This window comes from Asaia sp. A2 (assembly GCF_057319415.1).
Genome location: NZ_JBXWTO010000001.1, coordinates 476,372 through 500,928, shown reverse-complemented (window position 1 = coordinate 500,928; position 24,557 = coordinate 476,372). Strand labels below are relative to the sequence as shown.

16 protein-coding genes are annotated in these 24,557 nt (G+C 56.7%); 10 read left to right on the top strand and 6 right to left on the bottom strand.

Annotated features, from left to right (window positions below; genetic code table 11):
• Positions 1 to 408 precede the first annotated feature (408 nt).
• From ACWNRM_RS02225 to ACWNRM_RS02215, 3 genes are all read left to right on the top strand, one after another.
• The gene (locus tag ACWNRM_RS02225; protein WP_485169282.1) at positions 409 to 1,545 is read left to right on the top strand and encodes an ROK family protein; all 1,137 of its coding nucleotides are present in this window, start codon (positions 409 to 411) and stop codon (positions 1,543 to 1,545) included.
• Between the two features lie 187 nt (positions 1,546 to 1,732).
• Positions 1,733 to 2,494 carry a copper homeostasis protein CutC gene (locus ACWNRM_RS02220; protein WP_485172140.1) on the top strand — a complete coding sequence of 254 codons (762 nt, stop codon included), beginning with the start codon at positions 1,733 to 1,735 and terminating at the stop codon, positions 2,492 to 2,494.
• Positions 2,495 to 2,522: 28 nt separating this feature from the next.
• On the top strand, positions 2,523 to 4,715 hold the full coding sequence (locus tag ACWNRM_RS02215) for a beta-N-acetylhexosaminidase (RefSeq protein ID WP_485169280.1): 2,193 nt from the start codon (positions 2,523 to 2,525) through the stop codon (positions 4,713 to 4,715).
• 154 nt (positions 4,716 to 4,869) lie between these two features.
• Here ACWNRM_RS02215 and nagB read toward each other — a convergent pair whose 3' ends face one another.
• The gene (nagB, locus tag ACWNRM_RS02210; protein WP_485169279.1) at positions 4,870 to 5,637 is read right to left on the bottom strand and encodes a glucosamine-6-phosphate deaminase; all 768 of its coding nucleotides are present in this window, start codon (positions 5,635 to 5,637) and stop codon (positions 4,870 to 4,872) included.
• Between the two features lie 327 nt (positions 5,638 to 5,964).
• Between nagB and ACWNRM_RS02205 the strand changes: the two genes are divergently transcribed.
• From ACWNRM_RS02205 to exaC, 4 genes are all read left to right on the top strand, one after another.
• Positions 5,965 to 8,439, top strand: coding sequence for a TonB-dependent receptor (locus ACWNRM_RS02205; RefSeq protein WP_485169278.1), 2,475 nt, complete (start codon positions 5,965 to 5,967; stop codon positions 8,437 to 8,439).
• A 93-nt stretch (positions 8,440 to 8,532) separates the two neighbouring features.
• Positions 8,533 to 9,486, top strand: a complete 954-nt coding sequence (locus ACWNRM_RS02200) for an N-acetylglucosamine kinase (RefSeq protein WP_485169277.1) — start codon at positions 8,533 to 8,535, stop codon at positions 9,484 to 9,486.
• A 112-nt stretch (positions 9,487 to 9,598) separates the two neighbouring features.
• Positions 9,599 to 10,390: a deaminated glutathione amidase gene (locus ACWNRM_RS02195; RefSeq protein WP_485169276.1), complete on the top strand. Its 792-nt coding sequence runs from the start codon at positions 9,599 to 9,601 to the stop codon at positions 10,388 to 10,390.
• 247 nt (positions 10,391 to 10,637) lie between these two features.
• A complete protein-coding gene (exaC, locus tag ACWNRM_RS02190) occupies positions 10,638 to 12,143 on the top strand; it encodes an acetaldehyde dehydrogenase ExaC (RefSeq protein WP_485169275.1) in 1,506 nt (501 codons plus the stop codon).
• Between the two features lie 109 nt (positions 12,144 to 12,252).
• On the opposite strand, the gene ACWNRM_RS02185 is transcribed toward exaC, so the two are convergent.
• Positions 12,253 to 14,205, bottom strand: coding sequence for a Hint domain-containing protein (locus ACWNRM_RS02185; RefSeq protein WP_485169274.1), 1,953 nt, complete (start codon positions 14,203 to 14,205; stop codon positions 12,253 to 12,255).
• Between the two features lie 795 nt (positions 14,206 to 15,000).
• On the opposite strand from ACWNRM_RS02185, the gene ACWNRM_RS02180 reads away from it, so the two are divergent.
• Positions 15,001 to 15,951: a LysR family transcriptional regulator gene (locus ACWNRM_RS02180; RefSeq protein ID WP_485169273.1), complete on the top strand. Its 951-nt coding sequence runs from the start codon at positions 15,001 to 15,003 to the stop codon at positions 15,949 to 15,951.
• Between the two features lie 73 nt (positions 15,952 to 16,024).
• Here the strand turns inward: ACWNRM_RS02180 and ACWNRM_RS02175 are convergent, their stop codons facing one another.
• Positions 16,025 to 17,524 (bottom strand): S10 family peptidase, encoded by a 1,500-nt coding sequence (locus ACWNRM_RS02175; RefSeq protein WP_485169272.1) that lies wholly within the window; start codon positions 17,522 to 17,524, stop codon positions 16,025 to 16,027.
• 304 nt (positions 17,525 to 17,828) lie between these two features.
• On the opposite strand from ACWNRM_RS02175, the gene ACWNRM_RS02170 reads away from it, so the two are divergent.
• Together ACWNRM_RS02170 and ACWNRM_RS02165 are read left to right on the top strand one after the other, a co-directional pair.
• Positions 17,829 to 19,058: an AAA family ATPase gene (locus ACWNRM_RS02170; RefSeq protein WP_485169271.1), complete on the top strand. Its 1,230-nt coding sequence runs from the start codon at positions 17,829 to 17,831 to the stop codon at positions 19,056 to 19,058.
• On the top strand, positions 19,051 to 19,707 hold the full coding sequence (locus tag ACWNRM_RS02165; protein WP_485169270.1) for an HNH endonuclease: 657 nt from the start codon (positions 19,051 to 19,053) through the stop codon (positions 19,705 to 19,707). Before ACWNRM_RS02170 ends, ACWNRM_RS02165 begins: the two co-directional genes overlap by 8 nt.
• A 261-nt stretch (positions 19,708 to 19,968) precedes the next feature.
• On the opposite strand, the gene ACWNRM_RS02160 is transcribed toward ACWNRM_RS02165, so the two are convergent.
• The 3 genes from ACWNRM_RS02160 to ACWNRM_RS02150 all read right to left on the bottom strand — a co-directional run bounded on the left by ACWNRM_RS02160 (position 19,969) and on the right by ACWNRM_RS02150 (position 24,339).
• Positions 19,969 to 21,372 (bottom strand): class II fumarate hydratase, encoded by a 1,404-nt coding sequence (locus ACWNRM_RS02160; RefSeq protein WP_485169269.1) that lies wholly within the window; start codon positions 21,370 to 21,372, stop codon positions 19,969 to 19,971.
• Between the two features lies 1 nt (position 21,373).
• Entirely contained in the window at positions 21,374 to 23,026 is a 1,653-nt protein-coding gene (locus ACWNRM_RS02155; RefSeq protein ID WP_485169268.1) for an NAD-dependent malic enzyme, read from the bottom strand.
• Positions 23,027 to 23,232: 206 nt separating this feature from the next.
• A complete protein-coding gene (locus ACWNRM_RS02150; protein ID WP_485169267.1) occupies positions 23,233 to 24,339 on the bottom strand; it encodes a P1 family peptidase in 1,107 nt (368 codons plus the stop codon).
• Positions 24,340 to 24,557 lie beyond the last annotated feature (218 nt).

Below are 24,557 nucleotides of genomic sequence, written 5' to 3'. Positions count from 1 at the left end.
TTCCGGAGGGGGCGTGTCGCGCTTTGATGGGTAACCTCAACGCGTCTGCGAGACATCAGGCGTCGATGTCATTGCTTGGTTGCTCCGTATCGGAAACAAAGTTGAATTTGTCGGAATGTGTCTTCTTATGCTTGCTGGAAAAAGCATGTGGACTGGTATTTCATTGCTATAGTAAGTTGTGAAACCATGCAAATCGTAATGAGGTGCAGTGCATGGCGCCAGAAAATTATCAATTAGAACAAAGTCGATTTTCTTTATATGTTTTGGAGAAAATATGAAGATAGACTGTCGAGATGAAAACTGACTTCGTGCAGGATCGGATCAAGCGTGTCTGAGAGTGGACGCTTCGATGGTCTCGTTATCTAGACTGCAAATTACCAACTATTACTTTTGAAAATGAAATAAGAGATGTTCTCCACAGGCCACCACCGTATCCTCAGTGTGCTCAGCCGTTCCGGGCCGCAGAGTCGCACTGATCTTGCTCGTATTCTCAATCTGAGCAAGGCGAGTGTGACGGCACTGGTGCGTGAATTGATAGAGCGCAACATTCTGGATGAAAGAGAGAGAGTGTTCGGTTTCGGGCGCCCCTCAGTCATGCTGGGCCTCAGGCAGGACGCGGCCAGTTTTATCGGTATCTCGCTCCAGGAGGATCCTGCGCTTATTGTCCTTACTGATCCGCATGGTCATGTGCACGCACAACTGACCTTTCCGCTGATGGTGGATGTTGATCGATGCCTCGAGGCCATGGCCGATGCTGTGAGCAGAATCCTCGATATCATGCCTCCCGAAATTGGTCAGATCGCCGGCATTGGTATTGTCATTGCCGGGATCGTGTCGTCCGACAGTCAGACCTGTCTCGCTTCCGCAACGCTGGGTTGGCAGGATATTAAAGTTGGATCGCGTCTTTCTGCCATGACGAATTTGCCGGTCTTTGTCGAAAATGACGCCAATGCGCTGATTGTTGCTGAGCAGCTTTTCGGACATTCCGGCGATCTGCAGGATTTCAGCCTTGTTTTCGTCAGTGAAGGGATTGGGGGCGCTCATATTGTCGGCCGCCGGTTGCACCGTGGGCGTCACGGAGGAGCAGGCGAGATATCCCATTCTCCCATCGCCATTGATGGGGTTGCGCTACCCTGTCGTTGTGGCAACACAGGCTGCCTTGAAACCCTGGCGGCGCTTCCGGCCATTCTCGGGGCTGCGCGTCGTGCGGGTCTGCCGGACGATATCGCTGGTATCGACCAACTGGCTACGGATGGTCACCCCGAAGCACTCGCTATTTTGCACCGCGCTGGTACCGCGCTTGGCGTGGCACTCTCTCAGGTCATCCAGTTTGTCGATCCTGCCCGGATCGTGGTCCGCCTCGACCCCAATCTTGTCGATAGTGTTTTCGCCCGCGCCTTGCGCCAAGCGGTCGAGGCCCATGTGCTTCGACGGGACAGCTATCATACCGAATTGCTGTTATCACCGTTGCAGCCGCTGGACTTCGCCACGGGCGCGGCAAGTCTGGCCGCACAGCATTTTCTGTTCGGCAACACCAATCTATGACTTACCTGAAAGGCAACTTGTCGACTCTCGTCCGTCCGTGATTGGCTCCGTACCGAACGCAGGATTCTCTCTGTGTCGATGTATGTTCTGTCGGATGAAGAGGCAGAATCGCCGACCGAGGGCGCATCAGGAGAGCAATATGACGCTGGATCAGGGGCATTCCGTTTCCATCAGCCCGCCTGGTACGGTGGACCGCCCTGGGCAACGAACGCAACAGGGCCCCCAGACAAGCCTTGAGATATGCATTGAGAATATGGCGGGCCTTTCTGCAGCGCAGTGCGATGAAGTGTCGCGTATTGAACTCTGTGCGGGGCTTGATATGGGCGGTATCACGCCTTCTGCCGGACTGGTGATACAGGCGCGCCATTCACGTGTGCCAGTATTCGTGATGATCCGCCCGCGCGCAGGGAATTTCATTTACCTGAACGCCGATCTGGCTCAAATGGAAGAAGACATTGCTTTTGTGCGCGAGGCCGGCATGGCCGGCGTTGTTCTGGGGGCATCGCGAAAGGATGGCACGCTGAATGGCCCAGTGCTTGAGCGACTTTCGCTGGCCTGTGGGACCATGCGCCGGCAATTGCATCGTGTGTTTGATCTGACGCCGGACCCGGTCGCGGCACTTGATATGGCGATTGATCTGGGATTTGAACGTGTGCTGACATCAGGTCAGGCCGTGCATGCGCCAGACGGCACAGCATGTCTGCGCAGACTGCATGATCATGCGCGCGGTCGCATAGACATCATGGCCGGAGGAGGTGTGCGGCCGGAGAATGTAGGCAGCCTTGTCCGTGCCTCTGGTGTGAAATCCTTTCATGCCTCTTGCCGGATAAGGCCAGCAGTGCAGGATGGTCGACTTGATCATTTCGGATTCGCAGCGTCTCACGCTGTGACATCTGCTGCGGAGATCCTCCGGCTGCACGAGGCGATACGCGCTGCATGGCAGGAGTGACACGCTTTTGAAAAGAGGATTTGGCCTGATGTTCCTCCCCAAAAGGGTAATGCGCTCCGGCGCGGCGCTCGGTGCGTTGCTTGCTGGCTGTGCCGTGGTGGCTCCTGCGCTGGCCGCACCGCTGACCCCTGTTTTCATGCCGCAACCGGCCAGCGTTCATCTCGGCAAGGAGAGCGTGATGCTTGCCGGAGTGCCAGTTATTCACTGGGCCCATGCGCCCACACCCTTGCTCAAGCGTGCGGCTGCGCGCTTTGTGGCGCGTCTGAAAGCTGCGGGCATCCGCCCGACACCCGATCGTAAAGTGAACCTCACGATCGATGTAGGACACGACCCGGCCTATCTGGCGCTCGATATGCGTGAGGCCTACAAACTCGATATTTCACCCGCAGGCATCAGACTGTCTGCGGACGGACCCGCCGGCGTGATTCATGCTTTCGCTACATTGCTGCAGATGCTGGACACCAGAGGTGACGCGCCGGTGATCGCGCAGGGGCGTATCGTCGATGCGCCACGCTTCAAATGGCGCGGTCTCATGTTCGACGTTTCGCGTCATTTCCAGTCCACCGATACCATCAAACGCCAGCTGGATGCGATGGAACTGACCAAACTCAATGTCATGCACTGGCATTTGAGCGATGGAACCGGCTTCCGGGTGGAGAGCAAGCGCCTGCCACGCCTTCAGGAACTCGGCGGGCATAGCCGTTACTACACGCAGGATCAGATACGCGAGATCATCGCCTATGCCGCCGACCGGGGCATACGGATCGTGCCGGAATTCGACGTGCCGGGGCATACGCTTTCCATTCTGGCAGCCTATCCCGAGCTTGCCGCGCAGCAGCCCGTCGTAACGATGAAGGACTGGGTGAAGGATTGCGACGTCGCCTCGGGTAATGGCGAAACGACGACCCATTGCGCGAAGCACCCCAACCTCAACACGCCGGCAATGGACCCGACGAGCCCCAAAGTTCTCGAATTCGCCCGTATCCTGTTTGCCGAAATGGCACGGCTTTTCCCGGATCGCTATTTTCATACCGGGGGTGATGAGGTTGTATCCAGCCAGTGGACCACCAACCCGCAGATCACGGCCTATATGCAGGCGCACGGCTACAAGGATGCGCCTGCCATGCAGGCGGCCTTTACCGCAGAGATCGAGAAGCTTCTCGCTGCGGATGGCAAGATCATGATGGGCTGGGATGAGGTGAGCGAGGCCCCCATACCCAAAAATGTTGTTGTCGAAGCCTGGCGCGGTTCAAAATGGATTGGCTCTGCCACGCGTGTTGGTCATCCGGTGGTCGTGTCATCGGGGTATTATCTAGATCTGCTCAATCCCTCCACCACACATTATGCCGTCGACCCCTTTGATACGCGTGCCGACGGTCTGGCGCCTAATCCGCCGGGACAGAAACCGCGCCCGCTTGATGATGCCTTTACGCTCGACCCCAATGCGCCACCTCTGGACGAGGCTCAGAAGAAGCTGGTGCTGGGTGGTGAGGCGCCGCTCTGGACGGAAGTCGTATCGGATGAAATGGTCGATGCGCGTCTTTGGCCGCGTTCTGCGGCTATTGCCGAGCGTTACTGGTCCGATCAGTCGGTAAGAGACCCGCAGGCCCTTAAAGGACGCCTTCCGCTGGTCATGAATATGCTAGAAACATTTGGCTTGCAGGCGAGTGATCATCAGGCCCGCATGATTGCCCGCTTGACCCCGCAGAATATCACGCCATTGACGCAGCTGATCGCGATCACCGTGCCGGTGCGTAATTACGCGATCAACCGGCTTGCGAGCCATAAGGGTGATGAAATCCTGAGTTCCCCGGCGGCAATCGCGGGGCCGGACAGCTTTGAGGGGAACGAATTCAACACGCTTGCCGCGCGCTACAAGGCAGGAGATCGTAGCGTTATCGCTGCGGTGCAGGGCCATCTTTCGCGCTATATCGGCAACGACAAGGCGTTTCAGGCTTTGCCCGCGCAGCCAGTCATTGATGAGGTCAAGCCTGTCTCGGCTCAGATCGCAGCATTGTCACAGCTTGGCCTGGACGCCATGCAGCCGGGCCGGAAAGACAAGGCCTGGCATGAGCATGCTCAGGCACTCCTTGCCGAGCAGGATGCCGCTTACGCCGCGAGTGCTGACCACGAAGCCTCGAACCATACGAACCAACCCCCGGGAGGGCTGTTGATTGCCATTGTGCCCGGCATAAAGGCGCTGATCGCCAGCGCCGACTGAAAAAAGGGGCTCCGGATGATTGGTCCGGAACCCCTTTTCCATTCAGGAAAATATCCTGGGCGCTGATATGGAAGGGTCAGCGCCCTTGGATACGCCGCGCCACGACGCCTACCTGTAAAACAGGCTTGAAAATGCGACGCAGCACACGGGATTTTCAGCGCGGCCGGAAGTCTGCATTGCGTCTCGTCTGCTCTGTCAGGGCAGAGGCGCTGGCCTCGTCCAGAATGACCGTGCAACGGTCATGAAGCCGAATGGCCGACGCGCTGACCTGCGGCGTGACATCGCCCTCAAGGGCACGGGCCACGATATCCGCCTTGGCAGAACCCAGCGCCAGTAGCAGGAGATGTTTCGCTTCGAGAATGGTACCGACGCCCATCGTCAGGGCCCGATCCGGCACCTTTTGAGGGTCCCCACCGAACATGGCGGCGTTCTGCTCGCGGGTGCGCTCATTGAGCGTGACGCAGCGCGTGCGCGTGTCGAATGGCGAGGGCGGCTCGTTGAAGCCGATATGCCCTGTATCGCCGATGCCAAGTAATTGCAGATCAATCCCGCCCGCGTTGCGTATCGATTGCTCGTAATACGCACATTCCTGCGCAAGATCAGCGGCGACCCCGTTTGGGAGGTGTACGTTTGTGGGAGAAATATTGACGTGACGAAAAAGCAGATCGTTCATGTAGTAATGATAGGATCTGCGGTCATCGGCAGAGAGGCCAACATATTCATCAAGATTGAAGCTGGTTGTGCTTGAAAAATCGAGCCCCTGTTTCTGGTGTAGTCTGACCAGATCGCCATAGACGCCTTCCATGGTCCGTCCTGTCGCCAGGCCGAGCACAGGCGATGCGCAGGAGGTCATCACTGAGGCAATTTCGGCTGCGGCGAGTCGCATGGCGGAGCCGGACTCTGGCATAATAATAAGGCGCATGGACGGTCATGATCCTGTGTTGTGAAGCCCCTGATACATCCGGGGCGATACCGATTCCATCTCCTGATAAGACCTCCCCCTTTATTTATCGACATAAATTAAGTAAAAATCGCGGGATCGACACTCAAACGTGATGTAATGAAGGATTTCTGGCGTTAATTCTCCCGAAAACTGGCAAATTACTTAGTTTTTCCAATAAACAATTGCAGGGCGAAAATCAGCCGTCTAACGTTTTGCAAGAACGCGGAACGATCCGGACGGACAACAAACTGTTCTTCCCATCGCGGCCGATTTATTTTGAATCCTCCACGCAGACGGGAGTGGACCATGCGCCATCTAAGACGTGATCTCCTTGTTTTCTGTTCCACTATCGCAATGAATTCGGTAGTTGGCGCAATCGCCGCACAGGCAGCGGAAACGCCCGATGGAAGCGGACAGTCCGGCAAGGCGCCGGTTGCCGCTCCGGCGCATAAGGCAGACACTGCGCATCGCCGGGCGGGGAGCGCGACTGAAGGCTCGGTTTTGGGGCCCAACCCGCAGGCAGAGGAAATCTCGGTCAGATCATCCAGCCGTCATGCGGATGGGACGACCAATACCACGCCGGGCGGCGGGTTGATGCCAAAGCAGACTGCGCCGCGCTCACAGAGCGGGGTGACGCGCGATTTCATCGCCAAGCAGGCGCCCACGGGCAATATCTCGTCGATGATCGCCAATCTCCCGGGCGTGGTCTATGCCAATCAAAGTCCGCTTGCGACGGCAGGTGACAATATCACCATGCGTGGCATGAACCAGAGTCAGATCGGCTATCTGTTTGAAGGCGCACCGCTGGCTGATCCGATCAATTACGAGCCTTACACGGCGATGCTCGTTGACACGGAAAATCTGGGCTCCGTGACGGTCTCCCAAGGCTCGCCCGATCTCAATGCGCCGACATTCAACGCGGTTGGTGGGCAGATTTCAGCGACAGCGCTGAACCCGTCGCACAAATATGGTGGCTTCATCAATCTGATGGGAGGCAACAAGAGCGCTAACAAGGAATTTCTCCGTCTGGATACGGGTGATATCGGCCAGACAGGTATCCGTGGTTTCGTATCGTTCTCGCACCAATCGAACAATAACTGGCGTGGTCCCGGCGGGCTGAAGCGCTACCATGTCGATGCGAAGTTCGTGAAGGAATGGGGTGATGGCAACTCGATCAGTGCCATCTTCGGCTTCAATAAACAGGAGCAGACGCCTTTTCGTTCGCCAACGGCGGCCCAGTGGAAGCAATGGGGCGAGGGGCTGACCTATAGCGATCACTACACGCCAGGGGATGCCAGCTACTACAAGCTCCAGTTGAGCAATCTGAACTCGCAGGATGTCGTGGTGCCCATGCATTTCACGCTTGCACGCGGGCTCAAGCTGAGTGTCACGCCTTATTATGTTCACCAGTTCGGCCCCGCTGTGGGTGGTGAGAATATTCCGGCATCCGGTGGTACTTTCGGGACGCAGGTTTATGGCAATCTGAACCAGCCTTACGTTACCAACGGCAAGATCACGACGGTTGCGGTCGATCCGTGGAACCAGAAAGTCGGTGCCATCAATACGTCTCTCGACTGGACCTCCGGGCACAACACGCTGTCTGGCGGTTACTGGTATTCCTATGCAACGCATGAGGAGCACTCGACCTTCGCGACCGTGGATTTCTCGGGCAAGGCTGCCAATTCCTATGGAGCCTATGGCATCCGTGTGCCGGGCGGTGATCTGCTGAGCGGCTATAACCTCAATTTCATGCAGCAGATCAACGCGCTGTTCATTGCCGACACGCTCAAACTGCTCAATGACAAGCTGACACTGAGCGCGGGCTTTCGTACGGTCATGGTGTCACGTCAGGGGACGAATGACGTACCCGGAGCCGATCCCTACAAGACAGTGCGCAATTACTTCGCACCTCTGCCACAGGTGGCCATTAGCTATGCGCTGACATCGAAGGACCAGATCTATATCAATGGCACGACCTCGTTCCGTGCGCCGGCTTCGGTGCAGGCCTATAGCCAGATTTTCGATCCCAACTCAGTTGGGGCCACATCACAGCCAGGCAGCCTGAAGGGCGAGTACGGTATTGGTGAGGAAATCGGTTATCGCCACAATGGCACGCTGATCCATTTTCAGGTTTCGGCGTTCAACATGAACCTGACCAATCATCAGGTAAGCTCCACCTCCTATATCCCTGGCACCAATACCCTGGTTTCCATGCCGATCAATGTGGGTGGCGAGACGATCCGCGGTATTCAGGGGGAGCTGGGGCTCAAGCCCTGGCATCATTTCAGCCCTTATGTCTCGGCCCAGTACCTGCACGCGACAACGGATAATAATCTGCCTGTCTCGGCGACCAACGCAGCGGGTCAGTCTGTCATCGATTATCTGCCAACCGCGGGCAAGACGATGGTGGCCACACCGCATGTGACGGCGTCCGTCGGTCTTGCCTATGACGACAACAGGCAGTTTTTCGGGAATTTCAGCCTGCGTTATATCAGCTCGCAATATTCCACGTTCATGAATGACCAGCGCATGCCGGGCTATGTCGTGTCAGACATCACGCTTGGTTATCGCCTGCCTCATGTCGCGCATTTGAACGGCCCGAAAATCCAGCTCAATCTGGTCAATATCGGCAACAACATCTATCGTTCCGCACCAGCCAGTTTCGTCACCAGCGCCCAGAGCCGCACAGGGATTTACGGTAATCAGACCAAGGCCGGCTCACCGATCTATCTCGTTGGGGGTAACTTTGCGGCTCTGGTTTCACTCTCGACCGGGTTCTGATCCGTCGTGGATGAATAACCGGATCGACTTGACTCATCGCCCCCGCCCGGAGAATGTCCGGGCGCGTTTCAATGGCCTAGAGACGGGAAACACGTGCGGAACAACGATATTGTCGCCATTGATGGCGGCGGCACGAAAACACTTCTCCTGCGCGTCAGACCTGACGCCTCCCTTGCCGACATGCGCAAGGCCGGTGGGTCAAACCCGTTTGACGTGCCAGAGTGGCGGAGCGTGATTACAGGGCTGCTGGAGGGTCAGCAGCCCTATATTCGTGCGGCAGCTTTCGGTATGGCTGGATTTGGCGAGAGTGGGCGTCTCAGCCGCGAACTGGCACAGACACTTGGTGCAGCCTGTCCCGCGCCTCATGTCATCCATAATGATGTCGATATGGCCTGCCGGGGTGCCTTTCTGAACGGGCCGGGTGTGCTGCTGCTTTCTGGCACGGGGTCGATGGCCTGGGGGCAGGATGAGCAGGGGCGGACAGCCCGTGTGGGTGGCTGGGGCAGTCTCTTCGGCGATGAGGGAAGTGCCTACTGGATCGGGCGTCTGGCCCTTGCGCATCTGGCGCAGGTTCTGGATGGGCGCCTCCCTGACGAAACCGGCTTTCAGGCGCGCTTTGCGAGGATGCAGGGCTGGCCGGAGGAAACTACCGGGTGCACGAGCGCTCTTCAGGAATGGTATGCAGGGCTGCACGAGGCCCGACCGGCCGTGGCAGCCCTCACAGCAGGGCTGGGGCGACTTGCAGAGCAGGGGTGTATCGTCTCGCATGACCTGTTTGCGCAGGCGGCAGAGCACCTTGCGCGGCATGTTCATGCCCTGCGTCACAGGCTCGACGCGCCGCATCTGGCATGGAGCTATGCCGGGGGCACCATGCGCAGCCCTGTGCTGCGTGAGCGTATCACGCAGCAATGCGGTGCGCCTGTCGCGCCGGGTCTGCCCCCCATAGGAGGAGCCGTGCTCGTTGCCGCTCAGCTGGCGGGCTGGGTTACGGACAGCGCCTTTGTCGCGCGCCTGGGTGAGGCGCTGGAGGCTGCCGGGATCAGCTAGGGCGCTTCGGCGCTCTCGCAGCCTCTATCGCGTAACAACGGTGACGACGTGATGGCAAGGCGTGCCTCGCCAGTCTAGGGTGGCGAGATCACGCACCGGAATGGAGCTTGCGATGCGCGTCGCGCTTGGACAATTCATCGTTTCGGCCCAATGGGAAGAAAACCTTGCCATAGCGAGCGGGATGATCGCGGAGGCCCGATCGGCTGGCGCAAAGCTGCTTGTTCTGCCCGAGGGGATATTGGCGCGCGATCCGGCTGAGCCGGATCATGTACTGCGCACGGCGCAGAAGCTGAATGGCCCGTTTGTCACCGGGTTGCTGGCGGTCACGCAGGATATCACGGTCGCGTTTTGCGTGAACGTGCCTGATGGGGCAGAGCGCTTTCATAACACGCTCGTTGTCATGCGCGACGGTGCGATCCTGACCTGCTACAGAAAGCTGCATCTCTACGATGCCTTTGCCATGCAGGAATCACGCCTGATTGCCCCCGGCCATGATCTGCCACCTGTTCTCGAGATCGGTGGCGTGCGGATCGGGTTCATGACCTGCTACGATGTACGCTTTCCGGAAATCGCGCGTCATCTGGCGCTCTCGGGTGCGGAGGCGATTGTTGTGCCTGCCGCATGGTTACGCGGGCCCGGCAAGGAGCGGCACTGGGAAATCATGCTGGCGGCCAGAGCGCTCGAAAACACCTGTTATGTGCTGGGGGCGGGCGAGTGCGGTCCGCAGAATATCGGCAACAGTATGGTGATTGACCCGCTTGGCGTGGTGGTGGTCGCACAGGGCGCCCGACCGGGGCTGATCATGGCGACACTCGACCAGAGCCATGTGCAGGAGGTCAGGCGCATATTGCCTGTGCTCGAAAACCGGCGCTTCGCTGCGCCTGTTCTGCGCGACGATCTTTGAGAGTGCAGCAGGATGCAGGGCGGGGTCGCCTCTTTCTGGCGACAGTGCTGCCCTTGCAGCGCTCTCACGAAGCGGTGACCTCTCGCGAGCTTGAGTAAACCCGACCGGCTTTTTCATGTTTATCTCATGAATAACGTTAAACGGCACAATAATTTTGTTGCTGATAACGGCTGTATTGAGGTCGGGCGGTTAGGCCCAGACATCCCCCAAAGATGTCGTCCTACCGCCTGCTGAAAAGGTAGATAAAATGTCGGGAAACAAGGCAGCCCCTCCATTTCGCGAACGCTATGGCAATTTCATCGGCGGACAGTGGCGTGAGCCAGTTTCTGGCCAGTATGTCGATAATCACTCGCCAGTTGATGGCCGCGTGCTGTGCCAGGTTCCCCATTCCACCCCTGCTGATATCGATATGGCGCTCGATGCCGCCGAGCAGGCGCGTGAATCATGGGGCCGGACCTCGGTGGCTGACCGGGCGCTTCTTTTGCTCAAGGCGGCAGACTGTATGGAGGCCAATCTCGACCTGATTGCCCGTGCCGAAACCTGGGATAACGGCAAACCGGTGCGTGAGACGCTCAATGCCGATATTCCGCTGGCGATCGACCATTTCCGCTATTTTGCCGGGTGCATCCGGGCGCAGGAAGGTAGTCTGGGCGAAATCAACGATACCACTGTGGCCTACCATTTTCATGAGCCGCTGGGTGTTGTCGCGCAGATCATTCCCTGGAATTTCCCGATTCTGATGGCCGCATGGAAGCTGGCGCCTGCGCTTGCCGCCGGTAACTGCGTGGTCATGAAACCCGCCCAGACGACGCCCGCCAGTATATTGGTGGTAATGGATATCATTGGTGATCTGTTTCCGCCGGGCGTGCTCAATATCGTCAATGGCAATGGGCGCGATGTGGGGGATTACCTCGCGAAAAGTCCACGCATTGCCAAAGTGGCCTTCACGGGTTCGACCGGCGTGGGCAAGACCATCGCTCATGCCGCCGCGGAAAACCTTATTCCTGCAACGCTCGAACTGGGTGGGAAATCCCCCAATATCTTCTTTGCCGATGTGATGGATCGTGATGATTCCTATCTCGACAAGGCGATTGAGGGTTTTGCCATGTTCGCGCTCAATCAGGGGCAGATCTGCTCCTGCCCGAGCCGTGCGCTGGTGCATGAATCCATCTATGAGCGCTTCATGGAGAAAGTGCTGCCGCGCGTGCGGGCCATCAAACAGGGCGACCCGCTCGACCCCGCCACCATGATGGGGGCCCAGAACTCGCAGATGCAGCAGGACAAGATCCTGTCCTATATCGATATCGGCAAAGCAGAAGGGGCCGAGCTTCTGACGGGCGGCAAGGCGGCAAAACTTGGCGGAACGCTGGATGACGGTTTTTACATCGAGCCGACTGTGTTCCGTGGCAATAACAAGATGCGTATTTTTCAGGAGGAAATCTTCGGCCCCGTTCTGGCGGTAACGACCTTCAAGACCGAGGAAGAGGCCCTGGCCATTGCCAATGACACCGAGTTCGGTCTGGGTGCGGGCGTATGGAGCCGTGACGCGAATACCTGTTACCGCATGGGACGCGGGATTCAGGCCGGGCGTGTATGGGTGAATTGCTACCACGCCTATCCCGCCCATGCGGCCTTCGGTGGCTACAAGAAATCCGGTATCGGCCGCGAGACGCACAAGATGCTGCTCGACCACTACCAGCAAACCAAGAACCTGCTGGTCAGCTATAGCGAGACGAAACTCGGTTTCTTCTGAGGCTTGTTGCCAAGGGAACTGTTTGCGCAATTGGGAAGGTGCCGCAGCAGGTGGCACCTTCCTCAAGCAAGTGCGTGGGAAACCAGAAGAAAGGGGTAAGCCCTCTCATTTAATGCGTATATGACTTGGAAGCCTGCCTAGCCCCATTGGGAGCTGCCGAGACAAAGATGACAAGCGGTTCGTCGCTATCGGCTTCCCTGAGTGGAATGAGAGCCTTGTCCCTGGTCCAGCGCTGAGTTGGAGATTCAATACCGTGCCAGCCATTTTGGGCTCCGGTGATACTGTTTGGATCGATGTCGAAGCTTGTTTTTGAAGTGAACACCTTGATTCCTCCAACCAGTAATCCGAGTTCACGCCGATCATCCACAAATGGGCCAATCCTGTCGCAGGGCCTATGTGTGTTTGTGCGAAGGAAAATATCCTGTCCCTTCGGCTCGACCATGAAGACATAGCCCTCACTGCCCTTACGAAGATAGCGCACTTTCCCACCATCCTGCACCTCGAGGAAAATATCGTCCTCCGGCAGGGACCATGCTTCGGGAGCAGGAATGTGGTTTGCGTGCGCCGCCAGTCTAAGCCAGACAGGCTCTACAAATTCACGGCTTGTTTGCAAGGGGGCTGCGGCGTCTTTTGCCCACGAGCGCATCTTGCGCCGCGAGGGAGTTGTGTCTGGAGCCCAAGCCTGAAGCCCGAAAATTACCCGATTGCCTGTATCCAGATAACTTTCGCTCAACGTATCATTGGCAAAGATTAGTCCATGCGTTTCCAGCTCGAAATGGTGGTATTCGTAAAATGAAAGCGTATCTTCATAGGTAATAGAGTGGTCGTTAACCAACATACGTGCAGGGATCAGTGCTCCATCGAGGTGGAGGCAATGTTCGGAGGTGACGACAAGATCTTTTGAAGGCAAATTATCGCCCAGCGCGCCAGCATGAATGCGTACCGGGTGCCCGGCCAGATCTTTGTGGCGTGTGTTGCGTGTCGAACTGAAACCGGACCCCGTCCAAATGATTTTTTCCGCAACGACTACCCCCGCGCGCAAGACAAGCACCTCATCGCCCGGCTTGAGAATTTCGACAGGTTTATCTCCCTGCGGTGTGGCGATAAGCGTGCCGGGTAGGTAACAGACTTCCGGCACGGGGGTGCCGTATTTGAGTTCGTCGAGCCATAGGTCGGCAGATCCGGCACCGGCAGCTTGTAAGTTAGTTGTGCTGGTTGTACTTTGAGTGACCAGATTGAGTGCATCGGTGCTTGTGCTCGGTAGATAAGTCCAGCGTCCGCTGCCTCCCGGTTGGTTCTGCGTGAAAATCCAGAGCTGCCCCTTCTCGTCGGTGAACGCCAAAGTGCCTGCGCCGATCGTCATTCCTGACCCTCCTTGTATCGGGAATGTCTTGACGATCTTTCCGGTTACGGGGTCACTCCCCTCGACAATATAGGTAAAGCTTCGATTTAGATAATCGACATAGAGCGTACCTTGCGGGCCATTACTGAGCGAACCAGTTTGACGCGAGCCTGATAGCTGTGTGGGGCCGCCACTGAGATAGACCGACCATTTCATGATATGAACCGGGGGCGGCTGTACGGCGTATTTCTGCTCAACGTACCAGAGATTGGACGAGGCCGTTCCAGCTATCTGAGTGGGGTTTCCAGCTGCGCTCGAAGCTATGACAAGGAGAGTGCCGCCACTGGCAGCGTAATAAGTCCACCGGGAATTTGTGAGGGGAGTATTCTGGGACAGGATCCAAAGTTTTCCATTGCCATCGGTAAAGGCAAGTGTCCCACCACCGAGCGGAGTGTTTTCTGCTCCCACAAGAGAAAAGGTTTTATCGATCGTGCCTTTTATGAGGGTGCCATCGGCAGCCTCGTAGGTGAAGCTCTTATCGTCGTAATTGACAGTCAACTTACCCTTGTCACTGCTAGAAAGACCGCCGGAGGTCGTGCCGCTGCTCGCGAGGTCTGCGGGACCTGTTGAGAGGTAGCCCTCCCAGATGCCGATATTATTGGTCGTTGCGTCTGTGCTCGCTGCCTCGGCAGTCGACTTCTGAACTGTATCGGTCTGCATGATATCTTGCGTCTCCAGAAACCCGGGCACAACGCGTGGATCGTTTAATATAGAAGGTGCATACCGGCCGCATTGCATCGTCAGTGCATAGCTTCAAGGCGTCGCATAGTATTTCATCTATATTTTTGATTTGCTGCGATGGTGCGAATTTTATTGTTTGTGAAAGAGCTTTCGTCATCCCTCGTTTGCACGACGTTAACTCAATATCTTTCATCTGACTAAAAATATTGGCGCAAGAAACCGAAATCTTGTTCAAGGGCATAAACTGAAAGTTGACCCCCGTATATTGCGCTGGTTGTAGAAATACTGTGCAATGAAACGCAGGTTAATGAGCGTGCGAAATCATTGACAAAAAAGATGCCATTACCTCTTGAGCGATCTGTGTTGAGTATTGACCTTATGTTTCCGAGACCGAGGTGCTTATTGATAAGATGCACGAAATGCCCCGAGATTTGGGGAATATTTATCGCGGTTTGTTCAGTCGCTTGATGTCGAAGACCGCAAGTTTTGCCACTTGTGTTTCCGACTGGCTGGAGCAGCGGCTAAGCGAAGAAAGCCCAGTTTGTAATGCAGTCACGGGTACGTGATCTGCGTTAACGGCATGTCTGGAATGCACTGGGCGATGTCACTTTCCGGATGAAGCATTGTGACGCACGAGCACGTGTGGTTTCGCGAAACGAGTCAACGACCTGTCAGAAGGTTCACAACACATTGGCGGGACGAGGAACGGCTATTGGCCTTCACGCTCTTGGTTTTGGTCGATGCATCAAGGATGCAAAATTAAGGAATTTTGGTGTGAAAAGTCTGAATGAGCAGATCATAAGGAAGATCAAGCTCAGATATCTGCATTTCATCGATGTTATTTGCGAAATGCAGTCACTTGTGGGGGCTGCGGCAAGGCTGAATGTAACACCTGCGGCACTCTCCAAAGCATGCCTGGAGATCGAGCGTATCCTCGATGTGCAGCTTTTTATACGTTCTCACCATGGTATGGAGCCAACTGAGATCTGCCTGCGTATTGTCGAATCAAGTCGCTCTATCGGCCACGAACTGGATAGGCTCGTAAGAACGGTAAACGAATACAAGGGTATCGAGGTGGGGCCGCTTACAATCGGCTTACAGGCTATGGGGCTGGAGGCGAAGGTTATGGAGGGTGTCTCGGCCCTCAAGCGGAATGACCCTCAACGTGTTATTCGCGTAATTCACCGAGAACGAAGTCATCTTATCGACATGCTGAATAGGCGTGAACTGGATATGATTTTTATCGATTCATTCCAGGTGGAGAAGCATAGTCATATTTCTTTCTTTGCCATGCTTCAGGCAGGCTGCGTTGCAGTATCGCAGCATGGTGCGCGAAGTGTGAGAGAAATTGTTGAGGAGTGGCCCTCCTATCAAAATGACCTATGGATCCTGCCATTTAAGGGTATGGCAATACGCGATAGATTCGATGCTGTACTCTATTCACGCGATCTCAACCCACCGCCGAATCTGATCGAATATAATTCCGCCTCAGGTGTGAAAGAGCTTCTTCTCGCAAGCGGGGGGTGGGGTATTATTCCGACTTACGCGCTCTCAAGCGCAACCGACTATATCGGGTTCATGAGCATGAATGACTATGAAACGATGGAGGAAATGAGGCTGGAGAGTGGTCTCGCCTGGCTGGGTGCTTTTCCGCAAAAAACATATGTCGAGGAGGCTATCGCGGTGTTCAAACAGATGGGAGGAGCGGAAATGCCAGTCGCGTAAGAGGAACATGACTTTTGCGATTTTTGTAAAAGCCATGTTCGTAAAAGCCGGCTGCCTATTGCGCCCGGATTTTTTATTTCGATGTGTCGTTATAAAAAGCCGAAACATCGCGCGTCAGCGCGGCGCGGCTGGCAGGGCGGGTGTAGAGCATATGCCCGCCTTCATAGAGATGCAGCGCAATACGATCGGCGCCGACCGGGATGTGGTCCTTGGTCCAGCGCGTGGTGCCGAACGGGCAGGCCATATCGAAATAGCCATTGGCGATGAAGATGTGCAGGCTGGGGTCGAGCGCCAGCATCTTGCGCAGGATACCGACCTGGTCGGTCAGTTGTGATCCGGAGCTGGTAAATTTCCAGGCGCCGTTCACCTCCATGCTCAGCAGATCATAGGTGAGGTCGGTCTTGTAGCCGAGCTCATTGGCCAGATAGCCGCTATAGGCATTGCCATAGGCACGACCGAAACCGGACAGTGTCATTTCCGGGCTCTGGCCGTTCTCGATGCCATCGGCATAGGGATCGGGGATCGACTGGGTGAAGTCGTAAATGCCGTACAGGCGGCCATCACGGCTGCGCACGTCATGCGCGAACGGGTTGGGCTCGCCCATTTCCTTGGTGATGACATCCACCGGGAGGCCGGTGCGGGCGGCGAGATCGGTATAGAACTTCTTCGCGTCATCGCCCTTGGGCGGGGCATTGGCGATGGTGGTCAGATACGGGCCGAGCGCATAGTGATAGGCCTCATCCACCGCCTGCGGCGTCAGCTTGCCGGTTTGCGACAGATGCGAGGCGATGAAGGTGGGCAGCGCCATGGCCGAGGCCATCGGGTTGTTCGTGTTGTCCAGAAACTGCATCTGGATGGCCGGTGAGATCATCACAATGCCATTGACGATAAGGTTCTGCTGCTGCTGCAACGCATCGGCCACCTGTGCCGAACGAATGCCGCCATAGCTCTCACCCACCAGATAATGCGGCGAGCCCTGACGCCCGTTTTCACCCACCCAGAGCGCAATGGCCTTGGCGAAAGCCTCGCCATCCTTGGTCACGCTATAGAATTCTTCAGCTGCCTTTTTCGGGTCGGTCGGCTGCGAATAGCCTGTGCCCACGGCATCGATAAACACCATGTCAGTGGCGGGCAGCCAGCTATCCGGGTTGTCGGCCAGATGGGCGCGCGCGCCATCTTCCGGGTGATCCGCCGGGAATTGCAGCACGCGCGGGCCAGCCGCACCGAGATTCAGATAGGCCGTTCCTGCGCCGGGGCCGCCATTGAAGAAGAACGACACCGGGCGCGTCTGGGCATTCGCCCCGTCCTTGGTATAGGCAACATAAAAGACCTTGGCGGAGGGCTTGCCCTCCTTGTCACGCAGCGTGACCGTGCCTGCATGGGCAGTATAGGCAATGCTCTGCCCGCCTGCGATCAGATGATGCTTGGTGATGGAATCCGCAGGCAGCAGCGCCGCCAATCCCTCCTTCGGTGCCTCGCTTTTGGCGGGCTCTGCCGCGTGGGCGGCGGGGAGGAGAGGCAGGGCGAAGCAGGCCGAAGCCAGCAACGCCGCAACAAGAGTCTTGCGCGACATGCAAAGTCCTTTCGAGTTTGGAACAGTATAACAATCTCGGAAGGGGGTGCAATGTGGGGGCTCAGGGCGCTGCCCTGAAACCCGCCAAAGGGCCGTCGCCCTTTGTGAACCCGCTGACGAATTTGGTCGTTGAGCGGCGGCTTTCGCCTCATGTCGGTCCATTCGAACACCCAAGTTGCATGCCAAAAGCGGACAAGGGATGAAGCTAAAATTGCAATTAGACCAAGCTATTGATAATAAATATTAAATCAACTTATTCAACTGGAAGCGCTAGCTACCGCAGATGATTTAGGAGGATAACTAGATGGCGACGCTGAACGATCTTGAGCTGTTTGGTCCCCAGCACGGTATTGACGCTGTTGTAATTCTGGTCGGACCAAATGGATCAGGGAAGAGTACTTTCCTGCGAGGCTTGGCTGAATTTTACCAAGATCACAATGTAATTGCGGTCTCGAACACACCGCACGACAGGTTTGCTTTTTTACGCAAGATCAAGCGTATTTCAGTTGGTCGTCCAATTGATAGACCGGACAGTATAGTCAAGCGCGCGGTTGAACATTCTCTAGAAAATATAGATTCCAGTTTCTACCAAATTAGTGCGATTATGGAATATTGTGGTTATCATCCACGTTTTGGGTTTGTATTTGAGAGAAATTATAATTTATCTTTCGATAAACTGCGAACGAGTATGGAGAGTTTTTACGTAAAACTTAGAAATGACGATAGTATTTTAGCTGGACAACCCGATCTTAGGGAAGAATTGGAGCGTGCACTTACCTTTCTCCAGCGCTGCGAGTTTGATGTGCCGATTTGGATCGATGCTTCTATGTCAACTCTCGAATTTAGCCGTCTTCGAGAATTCTCTTCGGTTCTAAAACTTGAATGGTTACTTCAAAAATACAAAGTTATAGGTGGCATTGGGGTGTTGCTACAGCCTGTAAATGGTCGGCGTGAGATAATACAAATGCGCCAAGCGAGTTCAGGACAACTAGCGCTGATTTCATCACTCCTATTCTTGATTGTGGAAGCTGGTCATCAGCCGCTTATTCTTGTGGACGAACCAGAAAACAGCCTACACCCAAGTTGGCAGCGTGAATATGTTGAGAAATTAATGGCTGCGATGATCTATCGTGACGCCACAATTATCATCGCCACCCATGCGCCACTTGTCGTGACTGGGGCTCTTAGCGACAGATCCCGCAAAGTCTCAGTTTTTCGAACTAATAATGGACAGCCACGACGGCTTAAAATAGTAGCGTCCGCATCCCCTAGTAGCATTGAAGAAATACTTTGGGAAGCTTTTGAAGTGGTGACGCCTGCAAACCACTTTGTCAGTGAGGAGATCGTACGTGCCATCTCACGCTTCGAGAATAATGAGTTGCCCAAGAATAGGGTGTTGAAGCTCATAAACGAGATGGACGAGCACAGCTTTGAACCACGTCAAAAGCGCTTTTTCGAAGCTGTGCGCGCCTTATTAGACAAAGTTGAGGCCTCGAAAGCGGGTGTCGTTGACGGAGGTCACGATCTTGCCTGATCCTTACCTGCCGGCGCTCAATACGTTCGCGCTAACCGATGACGAACAGACTGTCGTCACGGCTGCGCTCAGCACCGAGAAGCCATGGGACTGGCAACCTGGGGGCCACGACGATACTGTACTTATTGAGGTTAAGAAAAAAATTCGTGATTTGCATCTTGAACGGCATGGTAATCGGTGTTGCTATTGTCGCTTTCCAATGCATGGTGGCGGCTATTTTGTCATCGATCCCGAGCACATTTTACCCAAATCGACAGCTAGTTATCGGTGCCTTGCCTATACAATTTGGAATTTGGGCATGTCCTGCAAGCGTTGCAACATGCAATACAAACGCAGAAGGATAGATTTCGTCATCGACGCCAACGATATCTTAGCGCTACAAAAAAGCACAAACTATCGTCTAATCCATCCCAACTTTGATCTTTATAAAGATCATATATCCATACGCATGGAAATGAATGACGACATCACAATTATAAAATATATAAAAAAACCAGGGAGCAACAAAGGAGAATATACTTATGAATATTTTAATTTGGAGGAGCGTGAGACTGATTTGTTCGATCAGGCTCAGGGGATAGACGTAAATGACGACTTGGGGGACGGAGCATTAGCGGCACTGGACTTGGCCCGAGAATATGATCAGTAAATGATAGTAGGTGTCGAAGGGGCATTAAAATATCGGTCAAATTTGAAACCATCGAACATTTCCCTCAATAGTTAATTATGTCCGCTATCATGATATGTACGCGATAACTCCCGGAAACTCTGATTTTTGACACTTTCTCGCCAGAACCAGACCTGCAGCTCTCCCCCAAATGCAGACGTCGCACAATACTAGATATATTGGGATGAAAGGGGCTTCTGCCCCTTTCCGGGGGGGGGGGGCGGGGCAGAGCCCCGCTTTCGCTTACTTCCCCTTCAAATTCGGTGCCAGCATGGTGCGCGGGTCGACCAGTCGGTCGAAATCGGCCTCGCTGACGGCATTCAGGGCCAGGGCGGCCTCTTTCAGCGTGCAGTCATGGTCCATGGCGTGATGGGCGACTTTTGAGGCCGTGTCGTAGCCGATGGTGGGAGCAAGGGCCGTCACCAGCATGACGGATTCTGCCACATAGCGCTCAATGCGAGCGAGGTTCGGCTTGGTACCTTCAATCAGGAAGGTGCGGAAATTCTCGCTGCCGTCATGCAGCAGGGTGATGCTCTGCATGATGTTCTGGATGATGAGTGGCTTATAGACGTTCATTTCCAGCAGGCCACCGGCACCGCCGAACCCAACCGCCACGTCATTGGCCATCACCTGCACGGCCAGCATGGCCAGCGCTTCGGCCTGGGTCGGGTTGACCTTGCCGGGCATGATGGACGAGCCGGGTTCGTTCTCGGGCAGATGCAGCTCGGCGAAGCCCGCGCGCGGGCCGCAGGAGAGCAGGCGGATATCGTTCGCGATCTTGTAAAGCGCGCCTGCCGTGGTGCGCAGCGCGCCAGAGAAATGCACGAGCGCATCATGCGCGCCCTGCAAGGCGAATTTGTTTTCGCCGCTGATGAAGGCGGCATCGCTCAGGCGGGCAATTTCGGCGCAGGCGCGACCGGCAAAGGGGGCGTCGGTATTGATGCCGGTGCCGAGCGCGGTGCCGCCAAGGGCGAGGGGGTAGAGGCCCTTTTCGGCTTCCTCAACGCGGGCGATGTTCTCGCGCAGCATTCCGGCATAGCCGTGGAATTCCTGACCCAGCGTGACCGGCACGGCATCCTGCATATGGGTGCGGCCGATCTTGACGATGTCTTTCCATTCCTCGGCCTTGGCCTCGAGAGATTCCGCCAGACGGGTCAGGGCAGGGATCAACCTGCGACGGCTGCCCAGCACGACGGCGACGTGCATGGCGGTGGGGAAGTTGTCATTGGAAGACTGAGACATGTTGACGTGGTCGTTGGGATGAACCGGGCGCTTGCTGCCCAGAGCCTCGCCGGAAAGCTGGCAGGCGCGGTTTGAAATGACCTCGTTGATGTTCATGTTGAACTGGGTGCCGGAGCCGGTCATCCAGACATGAAGCGGGAACATGTCGGCGTGCTGACCGGCCAGGATTTCATCGCAGACCGTGGTGATCAGCTTGTATTGCGTCTCGCCCAGACGGCCGCTCTGGTGGTTGGCGCTCGCACAGGCGCGCTTGACGATGGCATAGGCCTCGATCATATCGCGTGGCATCAGCTCGCGGCCGATGCTGAAATAATGAAGCGAGCGCTGCGTCTGCGCGCCCCAGAGCTTGTCGGCCTGGATTTCGATTTCGCCGAGGCCGTCGCTTTCGATGCGTGTATCGGTCATGTCAGATCTTCTCATAAGCACAATATTCGGGCGTCCAGACCAGAGACTGGATGCGTTCAAGCAATTCGTTATCGCTGAAAGAGGGGCAAACGCCATCTTCACGCGCCTGACGGGCGGCGGCTTCGGCCACGGCCAGAGCCACCTTGCGCAGCTGCGTGACGGGCGGCAGCAGATTGCCATCGGGGTTGCTGCGCAGCGGCGACAGCGAGGCAAGTCCGCGGGCTGCGGCCATGAACATGGAATCCGTCACGCGGGTCGCGCCGGTGGCCAGCAGGCAGAGCCCGAGACCGGGGAAGATATAGGCGTTGTTGGTCTGGTCCACGCGATGGGTGCGGCCATGCAGGTCGAGCGGCGGGAAGGGGCTGCCCGTGCTGACCAGTGCGCGCTCATCCGACCAGGCCATGATGTCCTCAGGGGTGGCTTCGGAATGGGAGGTCGGGTTGGAGAGGGGGAAGATGATCGGGCGTTTGCAGGTCTTGCTCATCTCGCGCACGATGGTCTCGGTAAACAGCCCCTTCACGCCGGACACGCCAATCAGGATACTGGCCTTGCACTCGCGCATGACGCTTTCGAAATCGGTGGGGCGGTCTTTCCAGTCCTTGCGGGCAAAAAGCGCCTGACCATCGGTCAGCCCGTCGCGCCCGTCCAGTAACAGCCCGTCCTGATCGAGCATGTAGAAGCGGGCCAGCGCGTCTTCCTCGCTCGCGCCTTCATCGAGCATGACCTGAAGCAGAAGCTTGGCAATGCCCACACCCGCAGAGCCCGCGCCCAGCATGACGATGGTCTCGTCCTTGAGCTTGCCGTCATGGGCCGCATTGGCGCTCAGAATGGCGGCAGTGGTGACGGCCGCCGTGCCCTGGATGTCATCATTGAAGGTGCAAAGCCGGTCGCGATAGCGCTCAAGAATGGGGGCCGCATTGGCGCCGCTGAAATCTTCCCAGTGCAGGGCCACATGGGGCCAGCGTGTCTGCACGGCGGTCACGAAACGCTCGATGAAGGCGTCATATTCTGCGCCGCGTACGCGCTCGTGACGCCAGCCGATATAGGCCGGGTTCTGCAGCAGATCCTGATTATTGGTGCCGGTATCGAGCACGATCGGCAGGGTCTGGTCAGGCGAGATACCTGCGCAGGTGGTGTAGAGCGACAGCTTGCCAATAGGGATGCCCATGCCGCCTGCGCCCTGATCGCCAAGACCAAGGATACGCTCGCCGTCTGTTACGACAATCACACGCACATCGTCATAGGCCGGATTGTCGAGGATATCTTCCATCGACTCGCGCTCGGGGTAGCTCAGGAACAGGCCACGCGGACGACGCCAGATCTCGGAGAAGCGCTGGCAGGCTTCACCCACGGTGGGGGTATAGACCAGCGGCAGCATGGCATCGATCTTGCGGGTCAGCAGCGCGTAGAACAGCGTTTCATTCGTATCCTGCAATTCGCGCAGATGCACATGGCGTGCAAAAGGTGAGGGCAGGGCATCGAGGAATTTCAGCGCTGCCTCAACCTGCTGGTCCAGCGTCTGGACGGCTTTGGGCAGGAGGCCATGCAGCTCGAAAGCATCGCGCTCCTCGCTGGAAAAGGCGAGGCCCTTGTTGAGGAAGGGATGGTTGAGCAGATCCTGCCCCGAGAGCGCAACAGACAGCGTTCTGGTCATGGGCTTGTCTCCGGAAAAATTGGTCGGGGCGGTTTCGCCAGAAATCGCGGGCAGGAAGAAAAACATATGATGAGTCTTGTGGCGAGCCCTGATAGAGCTAACGTGATCGCAGCGTTATTATCCCGGCATTATTTTCCTGCCTTGCCCTCTGTGTTGTCGGCCCGATGGGGTGGCCATCGCGCCGGGGTGGAATTACCGGTGCGTGATTATTGGCGTGCAGGTACGTCAGACCACAGGTCGATGTTCATGCCCGGTGGGCGCGTTGCGGTGTAAACCCCTCTCGCGACGGCGCGGGCCAGCACATCGGCGGCGATACTGCCCAGACGGGCCACCATCAGAGCCCGTCCTTCGTCTTTTATTGTGCGGCGCTGCGTTGAAAGCGCAAAGATCGTATCACCATCGAAAGGCGAGTGGACGGGGTGAATGGCCCGGGCGAGCCCATCCTGTGCCATCATCGCAATGCGCTTGAGGTCGTCCTGATCAAGGGTCGCATCCGTGGCGATGCAGGCCAGGGTCGTGTTGGCACGTGGGGCGGGGTCGAGTTTCGTGCCGGTCCAGTCATCGGGGGCGACCGTGGCGGTGGAGACTCCAAGGCCGCCAAACTCCTGCCCCTGCTCGAAAGGGGCGGCCCAGAACTGACGCTGATGCGGTGGTGTCACGGCACCAAGGCTGTTGACAGCGACAAGGGCCGCGACAGTGATCCCATCCTCCGTGACCCAGGAGGCTGAACCGATGCCTCCCTTGAGGCGGCCCGATGTCGCACCGTATCCCGCGCCAATTGTGCCAAGTTCGAGATTGCGCTGCGCATCGCGCACGGCCTGCATACCGAGTGCCCGATAGGGTGGGGTTTCGCCCCAGTTCTTGTCTCCGCCATTATCGAGGTCATACAGGATGGCGGCTGGAACGATGGGTGAGACGGGCACACCCGCAACACGGCGCATGGCAAAGCCACGCCCCTGCGCGCCGAGCCATGCGGCCACCCCATCGGCAGCGGCTAGGCCGTAAACCGACCCGCCCGAGAGGGTGAGGGCATCGATACGATGGACGAGATTCCAGCCATTCAGCGCGTCGGTTTCACGTGTGCCGGGACCGCCGCCGCGTACATCGACAGCACAGGGTACGGGCTGGTCCGGCAGAATGACGGTCACACCAGTGCGGCGCACGCTGTCCTGCGCCTGCCCGATCTTGAGGCCCGCAACGTCGGCGAGTGTGTTGGATTGCCCCACATGGCCGTGTGACGCGGCACGGGTCTTGGGTGTGCTCGCGAGCGCTGTCGCTGCCAGACTGGCAAGGCAGAAAGCACGGCGTTTCATGGCGGGGCTCCTTTGGGCATATGCTGGTTGGGCGGGCCAAACTAGAGCGATTACACGCGAGGGAGCAATGAAGGACCTGCACTGGCCCGCAGTGAGTTAGTCAGCGCCACAAGGCGGCGTGCCTTCCGGACAAACGTCATCCAGCCCAAAAGAAAAAAGCGCCTTCGGTCCCGTTGGGGATCGAGAGGCGCTTTCTCCGTTTCGCAACAGATCGGGTC